Origin of the sequence: Lentilactobacillus kefiri (assembly GCF_007989105.1) — a bacterium.
Classification (GTDB): domain Bacteria; phylum Bacillota; class Bacilli; order Lactobacillales; family Lactobacillaceae; genus Lentilactobacillus; species Lentilactobacillus kefiri.
In genome coordinates this window covers 61,068-85,662 of sequence record NZ_BJVK01000007.1, presented here as the reverse complement: position 1 = coordinate 85,662, position 24,595 = coordinate 61,068, and the positions used below count along the sequence as shown (strand labels likewise).

25 protein-coding genes are annotated in these 24,595 nt (G+C 41.8%); 4 read left to right on the top strand and 21 right to left on the bottom strand.

Annotation, left to right across the window (positions count from 1 at the left end; genetic code table 11):
- Positions 1-236: 236 nt before the first annotated feature.
- Positions 237-698, bottom strand: coding sequence for a MarR family winged helix-turn-helix transcriptional regulator (locus LKE01_RS04350; protein WP_056981335.1), 462 nt, complete (start codon positions 696-698; stop codon positions 237-239).
- A 97-nt stretch (positions 699-795) separates the two neighbouring features.
- Between LKE01_RS04350 and alsS the strand changes: the two genes are divergently transcribed.
- Both alsS and budA read left to right on the top strand, forming a co-directional pair.
- The gene (gene alsS, locus LKE01_RS04345) at positions 796-2,472 is read left to right on the top strand and encodes an acetolactate synthase AlsS (protein WP_056981337.1); all 1,677 of its coding nucleotides are present in this window, start codon (positions 796-798) and stop codon (positions 2,470-2,472) included.
- Between the two features lie 14 nt (positions 2,473-2,486).
- Positions 2,487-3,200 (top strand): acetolactate decarboxylase, encoded by a 714-nt coding sequence (budA, locus tag LKE01_RS04340; protein WP_054768930.1) that lies wholly within the window; start codon positions 2,487-2,489, stop codon positions 3,198-3,200.
- A gap of 95 nt (positions 3,201-3,295) precedes the next feature.
- Here the strand turns inward: budA and LKE01_RS04335 are convergent, their stop codons facing one another.
- The 3 genes from LKE01_RS04335 to LKE01_RS04325 form a co-directional block, all read right to left on the bottom strand.
- Entirely contained in the window at positions 3,296-4,186 is an 891-nt protein-coding gene (locus LKE01_RS04335) for a 3-hydroxyacyl-CoA dehydrogenase (protein WP_056981339.1), read from the bottom strand.
- A gap of 337 nt (positions 4,187-4,523) precedes the next feature.
- On the bottom strand, positions 4,524-4,775 hold the full coding sequence (locus LKE01_RS04330; protein ID WP_225364656.1) for a hypothetical protein: 252 nt from the start codon (positions 4,773-4,775) through the stop codon (positions 4,524-4,526).
- A 45-nt stretch (positions 4,776-4,820) separates the two neighbouring features.
- Positions 4,821-5,594, bottom strand: a complete 774-nt coding sequence (locus LKE01_RS04325) for a hypothetical protein (protein ID WP_056981342.1) — start codon at positions 5,592-5,594, stop codon at positions 4,821-4,823.
- A 104-nt stretch (positions 5,595-5,698) separates the two neighbouring features.
- Here LKE01_RS04325 and LKE01_RS04320 point away from each other — a divergent pair, with 104 nt between their 5' ends.
- Entirely contained in the window at positions 5,699-6,133 is a 435-nt protein-coding gene (locus tag LKE01_RS04320; RefSeq protein WP_095344840.1) for a hypothetical protein, read from the top strand.
- Between the two features lie 141 nt (positions 6,134-6,274).
- Here the strand turns inward: LKE01_RS04320 and LKE01_RS04315 are convergent, their stop codons facing one another.
- From LKE01_RS04315 to LKE01_RS04275, 9 genes are all read right to left on the bottom strand, one after another.
- Entirely contained in the window at positions 6,275-7,267 is a 993-nt protein-coding gene (locus LKE01_RS04315; protein WP_056981345.1) for an aldo/keto reductase, read from the bottom strand.
- Between the two features lie 55 nt (positions 7,268-7,322).
- On the bottom strand, positions 7,323-8,321 hold the full coding sequence (locus LKE01_RS04310; protein WP_056981347.1) for a LacI family DNA-binding transcriptional regulator: 999 nt from the start codon (positions 8,319-8,321) through the stop codon (positions 7,323-7,325).
- Between the two features lie 175 nt (positions 8,322-8,496).
- Positions 8,497-9,150: a bifunctional 2-keto-4-hydroxyglutarate aldolase/2-keto-3-deoxy-6-phosphogluconate aldolase gene (locus LKE01_RS04305; RefSeq protein WP_054768937.1), complete on the bottom strand. Its 654-nt coding sequence runs from the start codon at positions 9,148-9,150 to the stop codon at positions 8,497-8,499.
- A gap of 35 nt (positions 9,151-9,185) precedes the next feature.
- Entirely contained in the window at positions 9,186-9,728 is a 543-nt protein-coding gene (gene hxlB / locus LKE01_RS04300) for a 6-phospho-3-hexuloisomerase (RefSeq protein WP_054768923.1), read from the bottom strand.
- Positions 9,725-10,351: an orotidine 5'-phosphate decarboxylase / HUMPS family protein gene (locus LKE01_RS04295; protein WP_054768922.1), complete on the bottom strand. Its 627-nt coding sequence runs from the start codon at positions 10,349-10,351 to the stop codon at positions 9,725-9,727. The genes hxlB and LKE01_RS04295 overlap by 4 nt, the downstream gene beginning before the upstream one ends.
- Complete coding sequence (locus LKE01_RS04290; protein ID WP_054768921.1) at positions 10,351-11,313, bottom strand: sugar kinase; 963 nt, start codon at positions 11,311-11,313, stop codon at positions 10,351-10,353. The genes LKE01_RS04295 and LKE01_RS04290 overlap by 1 nt, the downstream gene beginning before the upstream one ends.
- A gap of 44 nt (positions 11,314-11,357) precedes the next feature.
- Entirely contained in the window at positions 11,358-12,653 is a 1,296-nt protein-coding gene (locus LKE01_RS04285) for a hypothetical protein (RefSeq protein ID WP_054768920.1), read from the bottom strand.
- A 4-nt stretch (positions 12,654-12,657) separates the two neighbouring features.
- Positions 12,658-13,407: a sugar phosphate isomerase/epimerase family protein gene (locus LKE01_RS04280; RefSeq protein WP_056981349.1), complete on the bottom strand. Its 750-nt coding sequence runs from the start codon at positions 13,405-13,407 to the stop codon at positions 12,658-12,660.
- A 316-nt stretch (positions 13,408-13,723) separates the two neighbouring features.
- Complete coding sequence (locus LKE01_RS04275; RefSeq protein WP_056981351.1) at positions 13,724-14,392, bottom strand: hypothetical protein; 669 nt, start codon at positions 14,390-14,392, stop codon at positions 13,724-13,726.
- A gap of 166 nt (positions 14,393-14,558) precedes the next feature.
- Between LKE01_RS04275 and LKE01_RS04270 the strand changes: the two genes are divergently transcribed.
- Complete coding sequence (locus tag LKE01_RS04270; RefSeq protein ID WP_056981353.1) at positions 14,559-15,374, top strand: hypothetical protein; 816 nt, start codon at positions 14,559-14,561, stop codon at positions 15,372-15,374.
- Between the two features lie 36 nt (positions 15,375-15,410).
- Here LKE01_RS04270 and LKE01_RS04265 read toward each other — a convergent pair whose 3' ends face one another.
- The 8 genes from LKE01_RS04265 to LKE01_RS12170 all read right to left on the bottom strand — a co-directional run bounded on the left by LKE01_RS04265 (position 15,411) and on the right by LKE01_RS12170 (position 24,413).
- Positions 15,411-16,145 carry a gamma-glutamyl-gamma-aminobutyrate hydrolase family protein gene (locus LKE01_RS04265; RefSeq protein ID WP_056981355.1) on the bottom strand — a complete coding sequence of 245 codons (735 nt, stop codon included), beginning with the start codon at positions 16,143-16,145 and terminating at the stop codon, positions 15,411-15,413.
- A gap of 18 nt (positions 16,146-16,163) precedes the next feature.
- Positions 16,164-17,240, bottom strand: a complete 1,077-nt coding sequence (locus LKE01_RS04260; protein ID WP_056981357.1) for a M42 family metallopeptidase — start codon at positions 17,238-17,240, stop codon at positions 16,164-16,166.
- 21 nt (positions 17,241-17,261) lie between these two features.
- On the bottom strand, positions 17,262-18,914 hold the full coding sequence (locus LKE01_RS04255; protein ID WP_056981358.1) for a peptide ABC transporter substrate-binding protein: 1,653 nt from the start codon (positions 18,912-18,914) through the stop codon (positions 17,262-17,264).
- Positions 18,915-19,332: 418 nt separating this feature from the next.
- Complete coding sequence (locus tag LKE01_RS04250) at positions 19,333-20,103, bottom strand: glucose 1-dehydrogenase (RefSeq protein ID WP_056981360.1); 771 nt, start codon at positions 20,101-20,103, stop codon at positions 19,333-19,335.
- A gap of 78 nt (positions 20,104-20,181) precedes the next feature.
- On the bottom strand, positions 20,182-20,757 hold the full coding sequence (locus tag LKE01_RS04245) for a DUF4352 domain-containing protein (RefSeq protein ID WP_054768916.1): 576 nt from the start codon (positions 20,755-20,757) through the stop codon (positions 20,182-20,184).
- A gap of 181 nt (positions 20,758-20,938) precedes the next feature.
- On the bottom strand, positions 20,939-21,418 hold the full coding sequence (rlmH, locus tag LKE01_RS04240) for a 23S rRNA (pseudouridine(1915)-N(3))-methyltransferase RlmH (protein ID WP_054768915.1): 480 nt from the start codon (positions 21,416-21,418) through the stop codon (positions 20,939-20,941).
- An 821-nt stretch (positions 21,419-22,239) separates the two neighbouring features.
- Entirely contained in the window at positions 22,240-23,235 is a 996-nt protein-coding gene (locus LKE01_RS12175; protein WP_225364657.1) for a hypothetical protein, read from the bottom strand.
- Between the two features lie 65 nt (positions 23,236-23,300).
- A complete protein-coding gene (locus LKE01_RS12170; protein WP_225364658.1) occupies positions 23,301-24,413 on the bottom strand; it encodes a hypothetical protein in 1,113 nt (370 codons plus the stop codon).
- Between the last annotated feature and the right edge of the window lie 182 nt (positions 24,414-24,595).

Sequence of the window (24,595 nt, the reverse complement as noted above, 5' to 3'; positions counted from 1 at the left end):
CGCAAAGCCTAAAGTTAAAGTACGGAAAACGATTCACTCAAGAGATGGTGCAAAAAGATACCAAGTTAAGGGTGGATTTATTACTGCCAACTCTAAGCATGTTTACACGCAAAGTTAAACTCTAGCAAATCAAATTTCGAGCACGTTGTAAAATTACTGGAACTTTTCAAAAAAATACCATTCTACGGGATTCGAATTTCCCATAGAATGGTATTTTTTAATTTCACAACCAACCCCTACTCCAAATTCTCATCCACAATCGAATCCACAACCTTCTCAATCCCCGCAACCAACGGGCTATCCGGCTGAATGCCAGCGTCCGCAAACCGATCCTCCCACCACTTACTTCTGATGGACTGAATAACCGGAATCACTTTTTCTCCTGAGTCGGTCAGGCTCAAAATGATCGATTTACCGGTGCCGGCTGTTTTAGTGAGGTAACCAAGCTTCTGCATCTTTTTGATTTCACGGGTTGCAAGACCCTTGTCGATCACCAGTGATTTGGCAACTTGATTTTGATTAATATTAGAATTGTCCTTAATCGTCAGCAAAATACAGGCAGCCGTTGGGTTCAGCTTCTGTTCCTTAAATAGCTTGCCGGTATCCTTGTAGTACTGCCGGTGCAAAATTGAAATGTCCTGTGCGAGATAACCAATATCCTTCAATATTCTTTTCCTTTCGAGCTTCAAAATACTCATTTAGATTAGCATTTTTTAGTTGACAATTCAACACGATGTCATTATCTTTATATGTGAGTTGAATTGTCAACACAAAAAATTAAGAGGTGTCAGTGAAATGACAAATGTAAAACGCGGTTCACAAGCTTTAATTCAATCAATGATTAACCAGCAAGTTAAGTATGTTTTCGGCATTCCTGGTGCAAAAGTTGATCAGTTATTCGAAGATCTTAAGTACAGCGATCAGCCCAACGCACCAAAATTAATTGTCGCGCGTCACGAACAAAACGCTGCCTTTATCGCGGCCGGCATTGGCCGTTTGACTGGCAAACCCGGTGTTGTGGCCACCACATCAGGTCCCGGAGTTTCCAACCTGGTGACCGGCTTGATGACCGCCACTGCTGAAGGGGATCCAGTGATTGCCTTGGGTGGTCAGGTCCCCAGAGACGACCTTGCCCGCTATACCCACCAAAGCATCCCCAGCAAAGAACTCATGAGCGTCGCTTCCAAGAGCAGCGTTGAAGTTCAAGACTCCAACAACCTGTCAGAAGCTTTTACCAACGCATACAGCACCGCTATCTCCGGCAAACCGGGCGCATCATTTATCTCATTACCGTCAGACGTGCTAAGCGGCAACGTGACCCGGCCAGAGATGCAGAAGCTCCAAGCACCTGAGCAGACCCAAACATTTGCCAAAACGCTCACTCAAATTGTCAAAATGATCCAAAACGCCAAGCTGCCGGTTATCTTAGCCGGAATGCGGGCATCATCTGAAAACGTGACTGAGGCTTTTCACAATTTACTAGCTAAAGTCTCACTCTCCGTTGTAGAAACCTACCAGGGTGCCGGCGTCATTTCTCACAAGTTTGAAAACGACTACTTCGGCCGAGTTGGTCTTTTCAGAAATCAAATTGGTGACACGCTGCTGAAACAAAGCGATTTGGTCATCGCAATCGGCTATGATCCGGTGGAATACGAAGCCCGAAATTGGAACGTTGAGCACAACGACCAAATTATCAACATTGACACGGTTGCGCCTGAATTAACCGCCGATTATCAGCCGGACATGGTCATTGAATCAGACATTGCTAGCACACTGGCTGCCTTGACCGATGCTCTGCCAGAGGACTATCAACTATCTCAATCAGCGGTCGCACAACTTGCAAAGCTCCGGGAAGAATTTGACGGTCAAAACGATGTTAAAACTGACGCCAAGCCTGGGACCATGCATCCCCTCGATATCGTCAATACCCTTCAGACAAAAGTTGACGATGACACCACTGTCACAGTGGATATCGGCAGCCACTACATTTGGATGGCCCGCCACTTCCGGATCTACCGTCCCCGTCACCTACTCTTCAGCAACGGCATGCAGACCCTTGGTGTCTCCCTACCATGGGCAATTGCCGCAAAGCTGGTTCGACCAAACGAAAAAGTCATCTCAGTGTCCGGTGATGGCGGCTTCCTATTCTCGGGACAGGAGCTTGAAACCGCGGTGCGCCTGAAGTTAAACATTGTTCAACTCATTTGGAATGACGGCTATTATGACATGGTTAAATTCCAGGAACAGGCAAAATACGGTAAAATTGCCGGCGTTAAATTTGGCCCAGTCGATTACGTTAAATATGCTGAAAGTTTTGGCGCAAAAGGTCTTCGGGCAACCAACGCCAGTGAATTGGCCGCTGCCCTTGATCAGGCCCAGCAAGAAGATGGTCCGGTTATCATTGACATCCCAGTCGATTACAGCGATAACATTGAACTAAAGTCTGCATTATTACCAGATCTTTTAAACTAAAAGGAAGGCTAACTATGTCAAAATATACAACTTTGTACCAACACGGAACGCTGGCATTATTGGTTCCCGGCTTATTGAGCGGAACCCTGACCATGGGTGATTTGCTCAAACATGGCGATACCGGAATCGGTACCGGCGAAGGACTCGACGGCGAACTGATCATTCTCGATGGTAAACCTTACCAAGTCGATAGTGACGGTAACGTCAACGAGGTTTCAAATTCATTTAACATGCCTTTCGCAAATAGTCACTTTGCAAAATATTCACCTTTAGCAGAGCTCGAAGATGTTTCCCAAGATTACTTTGAGGAACAAATTATCTCATTGACCCATGCCAGCAACACATTCTTCTCAGTTAAGGTCACAGGCAGCTTTTCGAATGTGAAAACCAGAGCAGTTAAGAAGTCGGTTCCGCCATTTCAAACATTGGCTGAAACAGCCAAAAACCAAAGCATCTTCACTCGTGACCACGTTGAAGGCACATTAATCAGTTACTATTCACCCAAGTTATTCGATGGTGCTGCCGTTGGCGGATGCCATAATCACTTCCTATCAGATGATCACACATTCGGTGGCCACCTGCTGGACTTCCATTTGGACAAGGGTGACGTTTCCTATCAGCTGTTCGACACCCTCGAACAACATTTGCCAATCGACAATAAAGCGTACATGGATCATGATTTTTCCAAAGACAATATCACTGATGATATTCATAATGCGGAAGGATAAACAGTCAATCAATTTAAAATAAAAAGATATTGATAACCAACAAAAAACTGCCACTTCATATTTGAAGTGGCAGTTTTTTGTTTGTAAATTAGTACTTAAATCTCAGTAAACTTCTTATCCTTATAGGCTGGGTTAGGATATTTATAGAATCCTTCTCCAGATTCAATTCCCAATTTACCTTCATCCAACATCTTCTTAAACGCATCCGCCAGCGGTTTAACTTCCGGATGCTCTTTACTGGCAGCAAGTGTAATGTTGTAAGATGTCCGGATTCCAACAGCGTCGGTAATGCCAAATGGTCCCCATGGTGCTCCGGTTGCTACCATCCAGGTTCGATCGATCATCTCGGGATCGGCAATCCCTTTCAGCCAAAGCATCCCTGCAGCAGCATTTAACGGCATTAACAGCGAGTTCAAAATGTAGCCGGGTTGCTCTTTCTTGAGCTGAATTGGCACCATCCCAATATCTCGGGCATACTGGACAATTTCTTGATAAACGGCCGGATCAGTCTCCGGCGAACCCATAATTTCAGCAGTATTATTCAACCAAACTTGGTTGGAAAAATGCATGTTCAAAAATTGTTTAGGTCGCCCAGTATCAGCAGCAAACATGCTCGGTACCAACGTTGATGAATTGCTGGTAAAAATAGCATCTTTTGGTGCAAGTGTGCTGAGCTTCTTGTAAAATTCATGCTTGATATCTGGATTTTCCGGAATTGCTTCAATCACCAGATCAGCATCTTTAACTGCATCTTCCAAATCATCGGTAAATGAAACCCGTGAAATTCCAGCATCAAACTCCTCAACGGTGGCAGCAATATCGTGGCGATAAGAATGCCGCAAGCCCTTAATTCGTGCCTCAGCCTTATAGACAGCTTCCTCATTAATATCATAAACAGTTACATCAAAACCTTTAAAAGCGCTTTGAAATGCAATCTGACTGCCTAGTACCCCACTTCTGGCAACAGTAACGTTTTTGATGGTCATAGTTGAATCCCCCTTAATACATGTAATCGGTTACAATTCAAAAACCAGCTTAATTATGGCAGAATCTTTGTGAAACGCAATCAAAGATACCTAGAATTTTAAAATTTGGAGACGAATAAGTATTCCACAAAAAAAGGCGCTCGTAGTGAGCGTCTTTTCTAAATTAACGACTATAAAATTTTTCTCTATGGATGTCTGAAAAGTTATCAAGATCCTTATAATGTATCTTTCTATTGAATTACTGATCATCAGAGTCTTCAAATAAGGACTTATTTAATCAACCACCGTGATGGCCATGACTACACTTTTCCTAATGATACATTGTGATGTAATCTGATTACTCATTCTCATGAGCAGTCTTAGCAAATTTTTCCGAAAGATCATCCTTGGTAAAGCCATCCTTCAAAACAGCAAAGAACTCATATCCACCGTTGCGATACCCATTAATCTTAAAGGTATCAATCATGTACAAGAACGGCGTTTTACCTTCATTCACTTGGATCTTGTCGATGGCGCCTAATACATCAAACTTTACATTGTCTTTGTCCAACTTCTTCATCGGAACACTATCAAAGATACTAATAACCATTATCAAATAACCTCTCTCAATTTATATGTTTGTGGAAAATTCCCATTAGTTGGGATAATCGTTGTGAACAATCCCATAATACTTGACGCCACCAACCCGGATAACTGAATAGTAAGCTGGTGAATCATTCCCTTGCACTTCACGGATCTCCTTATTATTAACAATCTTGAGGCGATACCGTTGAGTTCCATGTTTTCGAATGTGCTTATCCCTTAACCCTTTCATATGAACCCGGTAGTAGTAATATTTTGTATTACCGCTCTGCTTTATTTTCCGAATTTTAACATATGTTTTGGGTTTAAAGTCAAATTCATCAGAGTATGACTCAATGTACCCATCCGTTGTCGCAACAATCGTCCGATTTACATGGCCCTTCTTCTGTCCAATATACTTGGTGTAGTAACCTTCGGAAGGTACTGAGTCGAGCGTTGTCATAAATACTGACTTGGGAATTGAAACTGGCTGCAAATATTTTCCAATCGATGAAAAGGTACTGCTGGTCCAATTACCTTTAAATTTTTTCGGGAAAAATTGCTTCCTTAGCTTGTAACTCATTGGAGTAAAATCAATTTGGTACTGCGTTTTAGCTGGCAGCTTATAATTAAAAGTCTCTTTTTGTGCGCGAACAACCACTCCTGATGGGACAGGAACCTTTTGACTCGAACCCATCATTGATATTTTGAATGATTGCGTTGTCCGGTAGTATTGATATGGTGCCGGCGACTCTACATCAGCACGAGCAATATTACTCAGTAACATGACCGTTAAGGCAGCCACTGCAACCGCACTGATAGCGAATAAAGCCTTACTGAAACGCATATGATCACTCCTCTTCCATGTGCATATTTTACATTGTTCCAAAGTATGATGCAAAAAGAGATTATAATAAAACTGTTAAATCGTTCGAAAGGGGTAATAAATTCATGAAGCACATAAGGTTGGGATTAGCAACACTGTCACTTGGACTTGGGGTATTCTTATTTGCGCCCCAACAAGCCAATGCTATGATTACCCATACCACACCGCGGGCAATGCGGGGAACTTGGTATGGCTACGATAAAGAATATGAATTTTGGGAAAGAATCCATGTTACCAAACATTCATTTAGATATTCAAGTGGTGGCCAAGGAGATACTTTGAGAGGCCGACACTTATCTGTTGTCTATGGGCATAGTCATGCTCATACGACAGTTGCATTTCAGATGACCGGACACTTCGGTGCCACCGACTCATACCATTTTGGCAAAGCCAAAGTCCACGGTCACTATCACACAGCATTAATTCAAGATGGATCGACTGCAATGTTCCACAAACACGTTAAACATTACTACATTCCACGAGGATACCAATTCATTTAACGGCTTCGTTATCCTAAACGCCCTACGCCCAATCAGCCAGGGCGTTTCTTATATTCAAAATTTAGTTTGAGCATCAAACTAATCCCCGCCCAATCAAAAAAGCCACCCATTCCAACCAGAATGGATGACTTTTACATTCATTTATCCGTTAATAATCCCATCGATAGCAACCAACTCGTCATTGGACAGCTCAAGATTATCCAGCACCTTCAAGTTATCCAACAGATGGTTGGCATGTGAAGTTCCAAGAATGACACTCGTCACGATTGCGCTCTTCAACAGCCAAGCCAAAGACATCTGTGCCAGCGTCTGGCCACGGTTCTCGGCAATCTGATTCAACTGATTCAGCTTTTCGACCAACTTATCACTGCCCTTATCAAACAAGAACTTATTGGTTCGATGAACTGGAAAAGTATCAGGAATGCCATTCAAATATCTGTCCGACAGCAAGCCTTCCGCCAATGGGCCATAAGCAATCAAGCCGGCATCCAATCTTTCCATCTCGTCAAGCAGGCCAGTTGTTTCAGCCTCTTGATTCAGCATGTTATACGAGAATTGATTCAATACAAACGGCACATGCCGCTCGTTCAATAGTTTGCCCATCTGTGCGGATTCCTTGGTATCGTAATTGGAAATCCCAATATACAGGGCCTTGCCGCTTTGAACGATTCCAGCCAAGGCATCGGCGGTCTCTTCAAATTTGGTATTCGGATCCGGTCGGTGTGAGTAAAAAATGTCCACATAGTCCAAATGCATTCGTTTAAGGCTTTGATCAAGGCTGGATACCAACGTCTTCTTGGAATCAAAATGCCCATAAGGCCCTGGCCACATATCGAAGCCGGCCTTGGTGGTCACGATCAACTCATCCCGATAGGGGCGTAAATCCTGATCCATGATTTTGCCAAAGGTTTCTTCCGCTGTTCCAGGTTTGGGACCGTAATTGTTTGCCAAATCAAAGTGAAAAATGCCATGATCAAAGGCTGTCAAAACCGTTTTTCTGGAATTATCATAATCTGCCAGACTTCCAAAACCGCGCCAGAGTCCTAATGATAGGATTGGGAGTTGAAGTCCGGAATGTCCTGATCTTCTAACCGGCATTTTATCGTAACGATCTTGAGCTGCTGAATATACCATGATTATGCCTCCATATTTTCAACAACCACTCGAATGCCACTCAATGAATTCAAATTTAACCAAACTTCGCCGGAACAATAATCTTTTCCGGCTCCTGCTTCTTGCCTTCCAACAAGTTAACCATCACTTCACCGGAATCGGCACCAATTAGATAAGGATCCTGGGAAATCAACTTTGTCTTGGGATCGATATATTGAGCAGTTCCGGTATCAGAAAAGCCGGTAACCGCAACGTGTTTGTCGTCAATCAACCCTTTGTAGAACAGCCGCGGAATAAATTCCGTTAACCAGCGTTCCTTTAACGCAAAGATTAAAGTATCTTCTTGGGATCCGTTGATCAAAGTGACCAACTGCTGGAGAACTTTCTTATGGTTATAGGACTTTTCAGAAACTTCCAAAACGTCAATGTTATTAATCACTGACTGAATCCCGTAATACCGGTCCCGTCGGTTGGCGGCCATTGTTAAGCTGGAAGTGATCATAATCACCCGTTTGAACCCTTTATCTTTATAGTACTGGGTTGCCTGACGGGCAATTTCGTAGTTATTGGTGACAATCTGGGGCCAAGGGGACTGTTCAATTTCCCGGTCGGCAATCACAATTGGCATTGGCCGTTTGATTGTGTCTTGAATCACTGAAACTGCATTGTATGGCTGAAGAATTGCACCATCAAATATCTGGTTACTAACAATTTGCATCAATCGTTTTTCCCGATCCAAATCCGAATTGGAGTCAAACAAAACGCCAACGTAACCCTTGCTTTCAAGCATTGCGTTGATCCCTTTGAACATTTCAGTGGAAAAGAAGTCGTCAATATTGCCGGCAATCACGGCGACCAATCCGGATGATTTCTTAACCATCTGTCTGGCAGCCGAGTTGGGAACGTAATTGAGCTTATCAATGGCATCGGCTACCCGATTAGCCGTTTCAGTGGACATGCGATCCAGATTCCCGTTAAGATAACGCGAAACTGTCGCAATTGAAACATCGGCTAATGCGGCAACATCCCGCATCTTCACAACCGAATTACCATGTTTTTGACTTTTCTTTTCCATCGCATTTTCTCCAATTCAACTTTACTCGGATAAAACTTTTACTATTTCGATATTACCCATATTCATAATTTAACATAATGACTGGTTAACTTAAATAACCGCAACAAACAGGCTCCATCCCCCACAAATGAATTTAACATTTTAAAGGACACAGCCTGCAGACGATTCGTCAATTTTATCTTAACGACTCACTCTGAATCTGATTAAATTCGTCTCGGTAAGCCTTGGCATTTTTCGCCACTTGGGCAAAATCACCATCTTTTGCGGGAGCAGTCAAACTGCCGCCGACGCCGACAATCGTCGTACCGTTATCAAACCAATCCTTCAAGTTGGCCAGGGTCACACCCCCGGTTGCCATCAGATTGACATTTGGAAACGGTCCCCGAAGTTCGGAAATCATTTCCGGTCCAACAATCGCTGCCGGGAACAACTTAATAATATCTGATCCATAACTCAAAGCCGTTTGAATATCGCTTGGGGTCATACATCCGGGAATGTATGGAATGCTGTAAAGATTACAAAGTTTGGCGACGGCCTTTGAAAATGATGGACTTACAACAAACTTTGCCCCGGCCAAAATCGCAATTCTGGCGGTTGATGCATCAAGCACGGTCCCAGCACCAATCAGTGCCTGGCCATTTGGATAATCACGATTGAGTTCCTCAATGATTTCATCCGCGTGAGGCGCGGTAAACGTCAATTCAATCGCGTTTAAGCCGCCCTTTATACAGGCAACCGCAGCCTTTGATGTCTCCTCTTTGGAATCACCACGAAGAACCGCAACAACTCCGGTATCCCGAATCTTACTTAATGTATCTATCTTCTGCAGCATCTATCTTTCCTCCCAAACGTCCGACAAATTGATTATTCCATGTTACTGTGCTCAGCTTTGGCAGCATCATTTGAAACGTGATCCCGACGACTCAGCTTGAGACATAAAACATCCAAAGTAATGTGAACACTTTGATCAAACAAAGTACTCAACAACTGGATGGATTTAACCCCATCACCGGCTTTGGTAGCGCCAGGAACCACGATAACTGCATCCCCAAGCTTAGCTAATGGCGATTCTGCATTGCTGGTAACGGCCACAATCTTGACGCCGTCAGCCTTGGCTTTTTCAGTCGGCTCAACAACCATCCCGGTCTTACCTGAACCGGATACGGATACCAGAACATCACCCTTTTGAACAGATGGCGTGATGGTTTCGCCAATGACATAAACGGTGTAACCAATATGCATTAAGCGCATCGCAAATCCCTTAGCCATCAAGCCCGAGCGACCAGCACCCAGGACGAAAATTCGGCGATCCTTTTGAATAACCTTTTCAGCATCATCAATTTGATCTTCTTTAACCAAACCCATGACTTCATTGACTTCATGCATTACATCATTAATTAATGTCATATTGTCATTGCCTCCTTGAATTCCGTAGCTGCCTTAACCGGATCATCGGTTCCGGCAATCTTACCGCCAACGATCACCGTATCGGCAATGCCTTGCTCAGCCAAGCCTTTAGCCTGGTCAAAGTCAATTCCGCCGGCAACCGCTACTCGTTTGATAGCCGGGAACTTCTGATGGAAATCGGCTGTTGCACTGATTGCGTCAAAATTACCTTCAGCATCTTTTGAATGGTGCAGACCATAAATGGCGTTGTCAAAGTTGGCAATTTCTTTAATTTTATCATCGTCAACTTCAAGCAAATCAATCAGCATTTCTTTGTGCTGCTTTTCAGTAATATCATAAATTTTACTGATGGTATCGTATGAAGAGCCAGCCATCACCGTTAGAATATCACCGTTTGCTTCAAATCCCTTTTCAAATTCATAAGGGCCTTCGTCAATTGTCTTTAAATCCAATAACAACTTGGAATGCTTCAGGTTTACAGGATTTTCCTTAATCATATAAAGGCCATAATCCTTCACCAATGAAGTTCCAAATTCAATCACGTCAGCGATCCCATCCAGCTTGTGAGCCAGTGTAATGGCGTCGCCCAAAGATACTCGGTCAATCGCAGCTTGTAATTTCATTAGTCTTCAGATACTCCTTCTTTTTCATAGAATTTCTTTAATTCTTCCGGAGTTGGGTAGCCGTCATTATCGCCAGGTGTTTGAACCTGAAGGGCGCCAACTGCGTTTCCTCTCAAAGCAGCAGCTTTCATTGATTTGCCGTCAAGCAAAGCAGTGATCACGCCAAGTGCGAAGCCATCGCCGGCACCAACGGTATCAACGACTTTATCAACCTTGAAGCCTTTAACAGTGTAACTATTGCCGTCTTTAGTCTTAACGTATACTCCGGCCGGCCCAATTTTAACACAGACCGTATCGGTTCTCTTACCTTTAAGATAGAAGTCGGCAATTTCTTCCGGATCACTGGACCCCATCAAAATTTTACCCTCTTCAACACCCGGTAAAACGATGTTGGCAGAGCCGGCTAATTCATTAATGGTGCTGATCATCTTTTCCTTGCTGCTCCAAAGCGCTGGCCGCAGGTTGGGATCAAAGGTGGTCAAAATGTCTTTTTCAACTAACCGCTTCAATAATGAACGGAATGATTCTTCCGCCGTATCGGAAATTGCTGGGAAAATTCCTGACATATGAGCGATTTTGACACCGTCCAAATCAACTTCATCCATAATCTCACTGGTCAAATGTGATGCGGCGGAATTGGTTCGGTAGTTAAAAGTAACTGGATCACCTTTGGTTACCAATTGCTTTAATTGGTGACCGGTCCAATAAACCGGGTCCCGGGAAATATACTGACTGCCAACTGAATGACTTGCAATTCGCTTAATTGCATAGTCGCCTAGTGGGTCTTGGCCCACTCGTGAAATATACTCAACGGAATGTCCCAGCCGCTTAACACCAATAGCAACGTTTAACTCGGCACCGCCAAGAATCTTTCGCCAGTATCGGGCATCCGCCAACGATTTATCCGCATCCTGTGATGCAAAAGTAACAACGGGTTCACCAACTGTAATAACTTCACTCATGTTAATTTCCTCTTTTCTTTAAGACTTCAATTCATCCAACAACTTTATCTGCCAAAGAAGTAGTAAACCAAAAGTTCATTTAGGATAGACACAATCCACATCACTGGGATGCCGAGTTTTAAGAAACTCTTGGTATCAACTTTCATGTAATCAAGTCCCCAAACGTTCCATGACTGAGTAATATCAGTTGAAACAGCCATTAGTGATGGGACATACAACAGTGGCAGCAGGAATGCATCGCTGAATAGTCCGGTTCCCGAAAGAACGGCTGCCGTTGCTGCGCCAGCACCCCATACATGTAATGGGCCACGGAACAATGCCAATGGTGCCAATACACCAAGCATGAGGGCAAGGACTAAATGACTGTTTGGCAGGATTGCTTCAAAAATCGGTTTGAACCGTGGTGCATTGATTGAAGCAGCCCCGGAGAACATGATCAATGCCATTAAGAACATGATCAAGCCGGCAATATCACTAATTGATTGTTTGATTGTGCTGTTCAAGAAATCACTGAATTTCTTCCAGCCACTGCCGTTTCCGGTTAAGAAGATTGCCAGCAGGGTTGCCAATGTTAAGGCAGGAATTGCATCCCAACCAAATACCATATTCATGAACACAGGCACAACTGGAATAATAAATGTAATTTTTGGCACACTCTTGATCTGAGCTTGATCCGCATCAACGGCACCAATAATTTCCAAATTCTTTTCGGCATTTGCCGGATTGATCTTCTTACGATGAAGAATCAGGAACACGATAATTGCGACAACCTGAATTAAAGTTGCGACAATTCCAAATTCAAGGTATTTGCCACCGTAAATGGCTTTGGGGAAGAATGCCTTAATTTGATTGAAGAGAACAACGTTGATGTACATTGGGGCACCAATTGACAAGGCGAATACTGAAAGTGCCAGGTCACGAGGCATTCCAACTGACAGCAGAATTGGTAACAGAATAACGCCAATGGCGATAACTGAACCAACACCGTAAGCGCTAACAAAAATCAGTGTGGTGACAAAGATTACCAGGATTGCGGCGATCAACGGCCGTTTTTTACCAACTTTGTTAGTTGTTTCTGAAATTGCCGGCGCAATCCCACTATCAACCAACACCCGGCCAAACCAGGAACCAAAGACAATGTAGATAATCGTTGGTCCATAATTCAACGCTGGCTCAGCGAAAACCTTTTGAATAGCTGTGTTGAACGGCACCATCCCGATTACCGACCACAGAATCGCCATGATGAAGAAGCCAATCATCAGGTTACCGCCCTTAATGATGTAATAGATAAAGCCGGCAAACGTAAGTAACAGAAGCACCGAAATAATTGTGGATGTCATGACATTATTCACCTACCTCTTTTTTGAGCAATTTAACTTGTTGAGCAATGTGAGAATCGTTTTCCATTGGGTATTCCAAAGCAAATTGAACATCTGATGGCAGATACGTTAATAATTTCCGCCAGTCAAAGACGCCTTCATCCAAATCATCTGACGTTGTCAATTCACCATCGTGGTCGATTGTGTTCTTCAAATGAATGTAATGGGTAAATGGTGCTAATTCCTTGGCTGCTTCGGTTGCATCCCCATGAGTAAATGCCCAGTTACCTAAATCATAAACATATCCAATCTGATTCAATCCAGCTTTTCGGGCAGCCGTTAAGAAGGTCTTAATTGCTTCAACCGTGCCGGATACGGCAGTTTGGTCATTTTCAACGTTCATTTCAATATCGTCTATTGGGAATTTTTCCAATTCTTTCTTTAAGTCGCCGGTAAATTTGTCAAAGTTTCCGGTGTTGAATTTAATCTTACTGATACCCAGTGTCTTGCCTTCATCGAAGTATTGTGACAACTTGGGATTGACCGAGCCATCAGGTTCGAAGACAACGTCTGGGACACTATAATTAACAATCATATTGTGAGCTTGGGCCTGCTTGGCAACTTCCGGTAATTCGCCGTCGAGATCCTTAAAATATTCACGACGAACTTCAATACCATCTGCACCGAGCCGGTGAGCCCGTTCGACTAAATCAGCTTGCCTCGCACCTTTTTGAACATCTGATTCAAAAATCCAAGTATTTAAAATCAATGTCATAATGAATTCCTCCAATAAATAATTGCTCAGTAGCTATCATCTGATTCACTTTGTATGGTAAACGTTTTCCTAATCGATGTCAACTAATATCTACTTGGCCTATAAATGCCTTTATGATAGTCATTACAAAGGTATTTATCCGGAAAAATAGTTGCGCAACCGTTTAACCTGGTCAATTCATTGGATCTGCATGATATTGCCGTGAAAGCGCTTTATAAATGATTGATAATAATTTTCGCTGATGAAATCAAATAAAAAATGCTGCATCCCTATGGAGACAGCATTTGTCGATATTTTCTTCATTTATTTAACATTTTTAACTCAACCAGGAATCAAACCAAAACTTTTTCTTGGTAATAATATCTTGAGCAGTTTTTGCCAAGGCTTTTTCCTTCTTATAAAGGGGTGTCTTCGAATCATTCTGTTGGAACGTTTCTGTCAACGTGTTCAATTCTTCCTTATCGGTAAACAACCACTTCAAAGCATCCATCTGTTCAAAGATGACAACCAAGCTAATTGCGGGAACTTCAACCTTGTCAGACAGCATTTGCTCACGCAGGTAATTAACCACCTTTTTACGGGCCTCATCAGTGGGTAGATAAATTGTGTGGGTATCCAAATTGGTTTTAACAGACTTTTTCTCGACTAACTTGTCATTCAGCAGTTCAGCACCAACACCGTCATAAATTTCGTTGGCAATATCCCAGCTGGTAATCAGATCAAGAGATTGAACCAAACTGCCTTTCTTCTTAATTTCTTCGAGAATTCGATTCTTCAATCCATCCAGATAGGTTGGCAGATTGTCGAATTTACTTTGATCTTTGACTTCAATGGAATTATCAATGGTCAAAACACCCTGATCCATTAAATCCAGTAATGCGCCAAAAACAAAATAAGCCTGGGCCGTAAATCTTGTTCGCAGCATTGGCTTTTTTCCGATTCGTTCTGTTAGTAGTAAATAATTATTTGCGGTTTTCAGTTGCACGAATAAAGCCTCCGTTTTTTCATTCCTTGTAAATCCACCTTCAATAGTAAGCCATTTTCATGAAAATCAATAGTGATTATTCTAAATTAAATGAAAAGATTGAACCGCACCCTCCCACAATTGTCTGATGATATACTCACCGTATAAAATTCGAGGGGGTAATCCAATGAGGTTCAATCATCCGGAAAAATGGTTGTTGGCGCTCCTTGCCACACTGTTTTGGATCACATTTCAGCCGGCAATTTCACGTGCGGCAACCCACCCTACGCCAGTCATCGACGACCAACTGCATTTGCTGGACAACGACCAGATTCATCGAATGAACAAGAATCTGATGAACAAAAGACATCCCCAACAAATCTGGGTGATTACGACAAACAAAACGCCAAAGGAGCTGAAAGCTGACTGGGTTGAGTACGAAGATATTGAAGACAGTGGGTTTAGTTTTGGTAACTTAAGTAATGACGCCTTTTCATACACCGATATATTTCTAAAGAAGCATATCAAAAACCTGACCGATTCAGGAACCATTGGAATTGCCGGAATGCCTGCCAGAGATGAAATTAACCTCATTTTGGTTGATCCCCAATTAAAGTACCATGTCATACCGGTCATGTCAGATCCGTTTGGCCAAGCGTTAGGCCAGGTTCAAGATTTTATTCTCACTCACCGGATGAACTTTAAAGAAATGTCGGGAAAAAATATTTTATCGACAGCAAGGCTCATGAATGGTTTTCTGGTCAGCCATGTCAGCAGCAAGAAACAAATTAATCAAGGTTTGTCATTTGACGGGCTGGTTATCCGCCTGCTCCTCATTTTGCTGGTTATTTATGGCATCTGGCATCATCGTTGGCGAAAGCGGCATCCCAAACGGATTCGCTGGGAAGATCCCGACTCCCCAAGGGACAACGGTGAATACGACAACGGCTACATGGATGGCTATTACATCGGCATGCACGAAGACGATGGACATGATAAATAGGAAAAACGCTCACCAGGCTGGTGGGCGTTTTTGGATCTAATCGGCTTTTGCAAACTTTCCGACACGTTTCATAAAGTTCGCAAACAAAGCATCTTGTTTTTCATCGGTTTTAAACATGGCTTCCGGATGCCACTGAACTCCGACAATCAAATCGTCATCAAGGCTTTCAACGCCTTCAATAATGCCATCTTTAGCAAGGGCTGAAATCTTTAATTGGGACGAAACAGCTTTAATCGCTTCATGGTGATGACTGTTTACATAAACCTTGTCATCATGGCCAATTATTTGGGCGAGATAAGAATCCGCGTTAATTGAAATGGTGTGGGTTCCCTGATCCATTGGCGCTTTTTGATAATGTTGGAGAACCGGTTTCTCTCTTTGGCTTCCCATATCTTGATAAAGGGTTCCGCCAAGAGCGACGTTGACGACCTGCATCCCTCGGCAGATCGCAAAGATTGGTTTGTGACGTTCAATTGCCAACTTGGTGAGTTCAATGCTGCTTTGATCGAGAAGCCGGTCGGTGTCACCCAACAACGGAACCGGTTCTTCACCGTAAAATTGAGGGGCAACATCCGGTCCACCCGGGAGGAGCAGACCATCAATCAAATCAATGTATTGAACCATCAACTCAGGATTCCGGGTGGGAATCAGAATTGGCGCACCGCCATGCTTGATGATGGCCGCCACTTCGGGATTGTTGACAACGTTGCGGTCCAGATTGTTGATAACGCGAACTTCAGAAGGGACCCCAATTACATACTTTTTATTCAAATGATCCAGCTCCTTACTTTATAAAGATTCAATGACTTGATCACTTAAGCTCAAAATGATAGCTTCTAACAGCTTAACAGTATTTTCAAAGTCATCATATGCTACCATACCGTAATTAGTATGTTCATAACGAACAGGAATCCCAATACAAATAGTTGGTGCACCTTGATACTCCAGCAATTCGGATCCATCGATTCCACCACCAGTTCGGACTGCTCGTGTGAATGGAATACCATTTTTGTTGGCTTGGTCAACAGCAAGTTGTTGGAAATGAGGATTAGCAATAAAAGAAGTATCCATATCACGAAGCATTGGTCCACGCTTTAACCCGGTTTGAATCAACCATTCAGGTGTGAATGTATCATCGGCTGGACATCCTTCAAGGCAAATAGCAATATCAGGATGGACTTTTTTAATAGTAACTTTTGCACCCCGACAACCAACTTCTTCTTGAGAAGCTATTGCACCAATTAAATTGATTTTCAAGTCTTTGTCTGCTAAATCTTCCATTGCGGTCATCAAACAAGCTGTTCCAATTCGGTTATCAAAGGCTTTCCCCATCATGACATCTTGCGTTTTAAAGTACTCCCATTTAGTATCAGGTGCTATGGGGCATCCTGTATCGATTTTTAATACTTCCCTAGTTTCTTCTGCACTGTTTGTTCCAACATCAATTACTAAGTTAGCTATATCAATGGGCTTTTTCTTTTCCGCCTCGGTCATGAAATGAGGTGGCTTTGTAGCAACCAATCCAGTTATCCATTCACCATCTTGATTGCGAATTCGCATCTTCTCGGCTGTTAAGTTTGCAGGAACCCAACCACCAAGGGGAACAAACTTGATCGTACCATTTGGCTTGATTGCTTGAACAATTAGACCAACTGCATCAAGATGGGAATCTAGCATCAGAGTTTTCCCTTTTGCCGGTGAATTCTGTTTATTTTTCAGATACACATTATTCATATGATCGGCATGAACAGAACTAAAACTAGCTGCCGTTTGCACTACATAGTCTTTCACTTCATCCTCAAATCCACTAGGACCATTCGCATTAGATAAATGCTCAATTAAATTTAGTGATAACTTCTTATCCAAGATAAATACCTCTTTTTCATATTATTTTGTCAAATAAGCTGTTCTATAATCGTAATGCCCATTAATCCGATCATATACAACACCTTTAAGCTTAGGGTTTACAAGGTCAATTCCATTTGCTTGATAGATGGGAGTAATCCCTTGATCGGTTGCCAGAATCTTCTCAGCATTAATCAAATCTTCCCATCTCTTTGTGGAATTGTTCGCATCTTTGTTATTGGAATCTTTAATTGCTTGATCAAACTGTTTATTCTCCCATTTTCCATTATTCTCAGGATTGTGAGAGGTAAACTGAGAAAGAAATGAGATTGGATCAGCAAAGTCTGCAGACCAGCCGGTAAAGTTCACATCAAAATTGCCAGCAGATGATCTTGCAAGCATTGATGGAAATGGCATGCTATTGGATTCAATCTTTAGGCCGGGTAAAGTTTCTTGAAGTTCACTTTGAATAAACTCTATTACGTTCTTAGTTTGATCATCGTCAGCTGATAACAATTTGATCGTTAAATTCTTTTTACCCAAATGTGATAAAGCCTTTTTATAATATTGCTTTGCTTTTGCTGAATCGTGATCAACCGTTCCTGGAACATAAGCTTCCTTCGCAAAATCCTCACCGGTTTTAGGATTCTTTGCAAAATCTGCAGGTACAAATCCTTTTGAAACAATAGAACCGTTTTGCATAACTTTGTTAATTAATTGACTTCGGTTTAAAGCCAATGAAAAAGCCAGCCGTAAGTTTCGGTTCTTAAACACACCTTTTCGTTGATTATATTGTAAATATTCTGTTGCAGCGAGAGGTCGTTTAACGGCGTCCTTACTTTTTCCAAGTTGTTTTGCTTGTTCACCAACAAGACTTATAAGGTCAAGCTTTCCGGATTGAAATAAGTTGTATGCAGTACTTGGAGATTTTGCAACTGTGTAGTTGATTTGAGACAACTTAACTGCTTTTTTATCCCAATATTGGTTATTTTTTACAAGTTTCCAAGAATCATTCGTTCCTGTCCAGCCGACGTTTTTGAACGGACCATTATACACCGTAGTCTTTGCTGAAGTTCCATAGTTTTTCCCATACTTCTCAACTACTTTTTTATCAAGTGGATATAGTGTCTCTCGTGCCATAACCATTTTGAAATAAGTCGTTGGTCTTGCAAGCTGTACTTTTAGCTGATATTTCCCAATAGCTTTGATTCCAAGTTTACTTGGTAAAAGCTTCCCATTAACAATTGCACTTGCGTTTTTAACGTTATCAAAAAGATAAGTATATTGACTGGCTGTTTTCGGATTAACCGCGCGTTGCCAAGAATAGACAAAATCATTCGCTGTAACAGGGTCCCCATTGCTCCATTTTGCATTATGCCTAATATCAATCGTGTATGTTTTGCCATCTTTGGAAATCCGAGTCTTTGTAGCCAACGCAGGATCAACATTTCCATTCTCATCATATCTATATAAACCTTCAAACGTCTCATCAACCTGAATAAATGATGTTTTATCATATATTTTTGATAAGTCTAAACTTGTAATTTCTGCTGTGGTAGATAGATTAATCTTCTGATTTCCTGAAAGTTTTTTTGAATTTTGATTAGAACTTTTTGAACCACATCCTACAAGTAAAACCATTGTTCCAATAATGCTAGTAGATAAGAGTAATTTTTTAAAATTAGAAATTCTCATACGTTTTCCCCATTTCCTCATTGAATTTTAATTAATATTATCATAAACCATTTCAACTTTATGTCAATAACATGGCAATATTTTGCATTAATATTCAAATATGACATCGTAATGTGAGGATACAACGAATTGAGGAAAACATTTTTAATTTCAAACTTATTTATCAACGATCTTGGTTAAAGTATCGAAGAACGACAGAAACGAATTTCTTGAAAACAATACAACTGAAATCATGTCCGCATTCACTTCGCAGTTTTCATTATTACTGCTGGTGAAGAAAAATAATGAGTGAGTTAATCTTACCAATCGCTTTTCGTTCATATTAGAAGTTAAACCTATACTTTGGAATATTGTCCACATAAAAAAGCCGCAGGGAATTCCCCACGGCTTGCAATAATGATCATCAAAATATTCAATTTTAATAAGCGGTCCACGAACCGTCAACTGGCAATACCGCTCCATTGACATAACTGGCTTCGTCGGAAACCAGGAACAATGCGGCGTTTGCGATTTCCTCTGAAGTTCCGGGTTCTGGCGATGTTGCCATCCCTTGCGATTGTCTGTCAAAGCCAAACTTATCAATGTTCTTACCCATCGATTGAGCAATGTTGGTCTTGATGCCACCAGGTGCAATCGCGTTGACCCGAATTCCTTCTTTTTGATACATATAAGCTGTATTCTTGGTAATTCCAACAACCGCATGCTTGGAAGCCGTGTAGGCAACGCCGGCACGGGCGCCGTTGGTTCCACCAACCGAGGCGATATTCAAAATAACACCCTGCTTTTTAGGCAGAAATTCCTTAACGGCTTCACGAGTTGCGTACATGACACTGTCAGTATTGACGGCGAAGACTTTCTTCCACATCTCATCGGTCAAATCACCAATTGGTGCCATGTTATCCATAATTCCAGCATTGTTAACAACAATATCAATTTGCCCAAATTTATCTTTAGCGAACTTAAACATTGCCTTGATATCTTCTTCATCGGAAACGTCAGTCTTAATGGAAGCTACTTCACCCCCACCGTCTTTGGCAATATTTGTAACAACTTCATTCACCCGATCTTTATTCAAATCGGCAGCAACAACCTTTGCGCCTTCAGCAGCAAACAGCTTGGCCATCGCAGCACCCATTCCTGATCCGGCACCGGTAATAATAGCTACCTTATTCTTTAAACGATCTGTCATGAAAAAGCCTCCTTGTGATATATAAAACGCTTACACTCTTATTGTATACGATATGCTGCGCAGATGTTAACCAGGAGACTAATAAAGTGCCACTTTAACCGTTTCATCATTCCAAATTGATGGTTGGTATTGCAGCTTTAAATCCGCGTCTCGTTTGGCTTGACCGATTAAGTTTCCGGTCACGCTGGCACCCGGATTGAGATCACCACTTTCCAATGTATCTCTGGAATGTTTCTCTGAGGTTAATATTTCCATCATGTTCGTTGAATTTCCGTTCGCATTCAATTGGAAATCCATTGGAGTGTATGATTGCTTCTTACCGGTGTCATTTTTAATCGTCACGTTGCAAATCACATACCGGTTTCCGCTTTTTGGTTTATCAAGTTGACTGCCATCATAGTAAGTCACCCGATTGACCTTGAACTTGTACCCTTTGTAATTAACGACTTGGCCAACATGGTAACTGTCCTTTAACTGACGATCATTGGATGACTGACTTTTGGCAGACGAAGCCGTTTCCGACTTGTTACTGGCCGAGTCATTTTCACCACCCGATAAAGCACCACCGGCCATGATGAGGCCAAACACGACTAATGCCCAGACCCACCACTTCTTGAACCAAGGCTTTCGTCCATTTTGCTGATCTTTGTTCATCTATTTCCCTCCAAATCATTTGTCTGCATGAATTCCTTCTAACAATTGTGATGATTAGTATATCTAAGAAAGAATTGCAACGTCTATTTTGGAGTTTGCATTTTAACAACGGTCTGTGGATAACCGAAAACAGTCAATAAAAAAAGATGCATCCCTTCTGGTAAAGGATACATCTCGACGTTTATTTATGATACGGGCTACCTTCATTAATCATAAAAGCCCGGTATATCTGCTCTGACAGCACCAATCGCATCAATTGATGGGGCAATGTAAATCGGCCAAATGAAATCTGGGTATCCGCACGATCGAGAACGTGCTTCGATAACCCGAGCGAACCTCCGATGACAAAGGTGATATCGGAATGACCGTACGTGGTCAAATCGGCAATCTCCTTTGCGAACTCTTCTGAAGATCGCTCCTTACCAAGGATCGCAAGTGCATATACGTACTCGCGGTCTTTGATTTTGTCCAAAATTCGGGCACCTTCTTTATCCATCACCTCATCCATCTCTGCCTGGCTGAGAGATTCAGGGGCTTTTTCATCGGGAACTTCCACAATCCGAAATTTACAGAAACGCGATAACCGCTTTGCGTATTCCGCAATCCCCTGCTTAAAATACTTTTCTTTGAGTTTGCCAACAACCACTAATTTGATATTCAATATGTCATTTCCTCCAAATGGTGAATGATCCTGTGTAAAAAACAGGGTTTATAAACAAGTTGTCCACAGAGTTATCCACAGGTTTATGCACATAACTAATTTTTTTGGGACCCGCATTATTTTAAAAAATGTCAAGAGCCAAAAATGTTATCCACAAAACTGTGGACAACGTGTGTTCGCAATCTATCACCGCAAACCCTATTATATCAGTCTTTGTTGCGACGAACAAACCCCTTTTTTAGGCCAAAAAAAGTTATCCACAATTTCTGTGGATAACTTTGCCCATTCGGGGGATAACTATTCAACGTTATTCTACCAATGGATGACAGAACCCTGTGGATTGTCCACAGAGTTATCCACAGACAAAATGTGGATAGTTTATCGAATTTTTACATCCTATGAATCTTTTGAATGAAACTCGGCTGGTTGTTCGTATTTATATAACGTGTACGGTACAAGTTCAAGCTATTTCATAAAGCCGTTCGTAATTTGTTCGAAAATCCAATGTTTGCGGAGAAATCGAACAGGTTTTCGCAGATATTAATCGCATAATCCGAACAAATCTGTCCCAAAAGATTGGAGATGAAGCAAATGTTAGTCAAATTAATCAATAAAAACGGCTCAGTGACGTTACCACTCCCCGCCGATATAAATCCCCAGCACGAGGAATATAACGTGTTCCAGACGCAGGAGGGGGTTATATTGTGCATTCCAGTTGAACGATCTACGGAAAGCTGATAAAAGATTTTACAGCAAAAAGGACTTCTATTCCTAATCATTAGAATGGAAGTCCTTAAATGTGTTAGTCAAACAAGTATCAATTATTTATTGTAGAGTTCAGCAAGTGATTGTGCTTTGAAATTCGTACTATCAAGAGTAACTTTCTTGTCATCACCATCTTGGGTGTATTTCAATCCTACTTTTACAGGAGTTGTTCCGATAGTAACATTGCCATTCTTGTCAAACAATGGTGTATCAATATTCTGCCCGTTATCAAGTGCAACGGTATTATCGTTTGCCTTAGCAGTGATGGTAATCTTATAGATATAAATTGTTGTTCCTGCCATTGCAGGAGCAAAAATAGAATCAGTCGATCCACCAAAATCACTTGCTGCTAAATGAGTTTTGGCAGCACCCAAAAAGCCATCATTTTTTGCAGCATAGTAAATGGTATCCAAATGTTGGTCCTTAAGTGCAGTGTTAAAGCTAGTAACTGAAACTGTATTACCGGCATACCCATTCAAATTTGAATCAGCAGCCAATGCTTTAGCAAAGTTTGTATCTGAGTTTCGTTGACCATTTGAGCTTTCAAAATAATTAACTGGGACATCTTTTGTTACCCAACCACTAAGATGCTGGAAGAAAGTAAAGCTCGAAGCCAAAGCTTTCACAGGAATCTTAGCAACAGTCAACTTAACATCCTTACCATAAGTAGCACCTTTGATAGCATTTAAATTAGCCTTTGTCTGTGTGTCGCTGAGACCAGCAACTGTGTAGCCTTTAATACCGGCAGCAGTTAATAATTCTGTATAAGCTTTTTGAACAGTAGCTGAATTTGATGATGTCGGATCATCCTTTACCGCAGCCTTAATGGTATCCAAAGCAGTCTTATCATTAGTTCCCTTAGTTAATTTAAGTGGACCAACTGCCTTACCATCAGGATCCACAAATGATAACTGAACTTCATTATCCGTAATTGGATTTACAGCAACCGTCTTAATGGAAACTTGGTTACCGAATGTTGTTTGAGCAATCAACGCTTGTTGTTCAGTGGTCAAAGTGTTGTTGGCACTTAATTCATAACCGGTTCCCTTCAATGCATCGACCAATTTGGTTTGAATAGCAGTTGCGTCGGCAGCAGCTAATGTCCAAGTTGATCCGTTTAAGGTTCCAACTGATTACCATTTACCGCATTGGCATTTGTGTAATCAATCGAATTGATGACATTTCCATTTGGATCAGTCAAAACGATTCGAACGGCCTTGTTGATTGTTGGCTTTACAACTGAAATTGTCACGCTTGAACCAAATGTCCCTTGAGCAATTGCGGCAATTTGGCCAGGAGTTAACGTAAATCCAGTGTAGCCTAATGGTGAAAGGGCAGCTGAAATTTGTGATTGAATTGCGCTTGAATCGTTTGAATCCAGTTTCCAAGCACCGTTGACGTTTGAACCAACAGTCGCACCCTTAGTGGCACCACTCTTGGCGTAATCAACTGATGTAATTGATGAACCGGTTGCTGAATCAACCAAGTTAATTCGGATGGCGTTATCAGCGATTGGTGAGTTATTTGAGGCGGTCTTTAAGCCGGAATATAGAATCCAGCCATCGGCACCTGAGTTACCATTTGTAGCGTAAATGTGAACCCATTGGTCACCTTCGCGAGTTCTGGTTCCCGCTTGATCAATCTTATAATTAACGGTTGCGTAAGGTGTTGAATCAGTTACCTGACGACCAATCTTATATTGCGTCCAAGCTGGTTGCTTGTATGTAACCGTCTGGTTGTCATTAGCAGTTCCCGGATTTGCAAACTGGAATGTATTGTTGGACATATCATTCGTAAGAGAACCTTGCTGGAAAGTTTGATAAGATTTCAAACCACCGGCAAAGACAGCCTTGCTTCGGCCGCCATAAATCCAGCCACGATAATGACCATCAAAGGTGACAACCTTGTAATAGACTTTACCTTTATTGGTTCTTGCAACTCGATATGCTCGAACGTTCTTGGTTGATTTTTTAGATCGTGCAAGATCTTTCAAAGTAATCGTTGTAGCAACCTTCTTAGCGCTCTTCAGTGAAGAAGCTTTGGTGTACAAGCCTGCTTTCCCCGTGAACGCAACGTTTCTCGTTGAACCATCAGTCCTTAACTTCACGTTGGAAGTGACTCTCACTCTTGATTTGGCACTGGCATTTTGAGCATTTGTAGCCCCAACAGCTGCAAGCAAACCAAAAGCGGCAAGAGAGATGATTACCGACTGCTTAATATGAATTCTCATGTGCATTTCCCCTTTTGCATATTTTTGATACACCTTAATTGTATCTCATAAGGTCATTAATTAATATTACACGCATATTAAGTATTACACTTGTGTTAAGTAAGTAAAACCGCCCAAACTATTTTCCATAAAAATAACCCTCATTCATCAACTGACGAACGAGGGTTATCAAACATCTCTAT

Excerpts from the sequence above, each read along its gene's own strand:
- LKE01_RS04295 (WP_054768922.1), bottom strand. The coding sequence starts at position 10,351 with ATGAAATTACAAGCTGCGATTGACCGAGTATCTTTGGGCGACGCCATT.
- LKE01_RS04270 (WP_056981353.1), top strand. The coding sequence starts at position 14,559 with ATGAGGTTCAATCATCCGGAAAAATGGTTGTTGGCGCTCCTTGCCACA.
- LKE01_RS04280 (WP_056981349.1), bottom strand. The coding sequence starts at position 13,407 with ATGACATTGATTTTAAATACTTGGATTTTTGAATCAGATGTTCAAAAA.
- LKE01_RS12170 (WP_225364658.1), bottom strand. The coding sequence starts at position 24,413 with ATGAGAATTCATATTAAGCAGTCGGTAATCATCTCTCTTGCCGCTTTT.
- LKE01_RS04245 (WP_054768916.1), bottom strand. The coding sequence starts at position 20,757 with ATGAACAAAGATCAGCAAAATGGACGAAAGCCTTGGTTCAAGAAGTGG.
- LKE01_RS04250 (WP_056981360.1), bottom strand. The coding sequence starts at position 20,103 with ATGACAGATCGTTTAAAGAATAAGGTAGCTATTATTACCGGTGCCGGA.
- LKE01_RS04315 (WP_056981345.1), bottom strand. The coding sequence starts at position 7,267 with ATGGTATATTCAGCAGCTCAAGATCGTTACGATAAAATGCCGGTTAGA.
- LKE01_RS04255 (WP_056981358.1), bottom strand. The coding sequence starts at position 18,914 with ATGAGAATTTCTAATTTTAAAAAATTACTCTTATCTACTAGCATTATT.
- LKE01_RS04290 (WP_054768921.1), bottom strand. The coding sequence starts at position 11,313 with ATGAGTGAAGTTATTACAGTTGGTGAACCCGTTGTTACTTTTGCATCA.
- hxlB (WP_054768923.1), bottom strand. The coding sequence starts at position 9,728 with ATGACATTAATTAATGATGTAATGCATGAAGTCAATGAAGTCATGGGT.
- LKE01_RS04350 (WP_056981335.1), bottom strand. The coding sequence starts at position 698 with ATGAGTATTTTGAAGCTCGAAAGGAAAAGAATATTGAAGGATATTGGT.
- LKE01_RS04310 (WP_056981347.1), bottom strand. The coding sequence starts at position 8,321 with ATGGAAAAGAAAAGTCAAAAACATGGTAATTCGGTTGTGAAGATGCGG.
- budA (WP_054768930.1), top strand. The coding sequence starts at position 2,487 with ATGTCAAAATATACAACTTTGTACCAACACGGAACGCTGGCATTATTG.
- LKE01_RS04285 (WP_054768920.1), bottom strand. The coding sequence starts at position 12,653 with ATGACATCCACAATTATTTCGGTGCTTCTGTTACTTACGTTTGCCGGC.
- LKE01_RS04335 (WP_056981339.1), bottom strand. The coding sequence starts at position 4,186 with ATGACCATCAAAAACGTTACTGTTGCCAGAAGTGGGGTACTAGGCAGT.
- LKE01_RS04325 (WP_056981342.1), bottom strand. The coding sequence starts at position 5,594 with ATGCGTTTCAGTAAGGCTTTATTCGCTATCAGTGCGGTTGCAGTGGCT.
- LKE01_RS04330 (WP_225364656.1), bottom strand. The coding sequence starts at position 4,775 with ATGGTTATTAGTATCTTTGATAGTGTTCCGATGAAGAAGTTGGACAAA.
- alsS (WP_056981337.1), top strand. The coding sequence starts at position 796 with ATGACAAATGTAAAACGCGGTTCACAAGCTTTAATTCAATCAATGATT.
- LKE01_RS04320 (WP_095344840.1), top strand. The coding sequence starts at position 5,699 with ATGAAGCACATAAGGTTGGGATTAGCAACACTGTCACTTGGACTTGGG.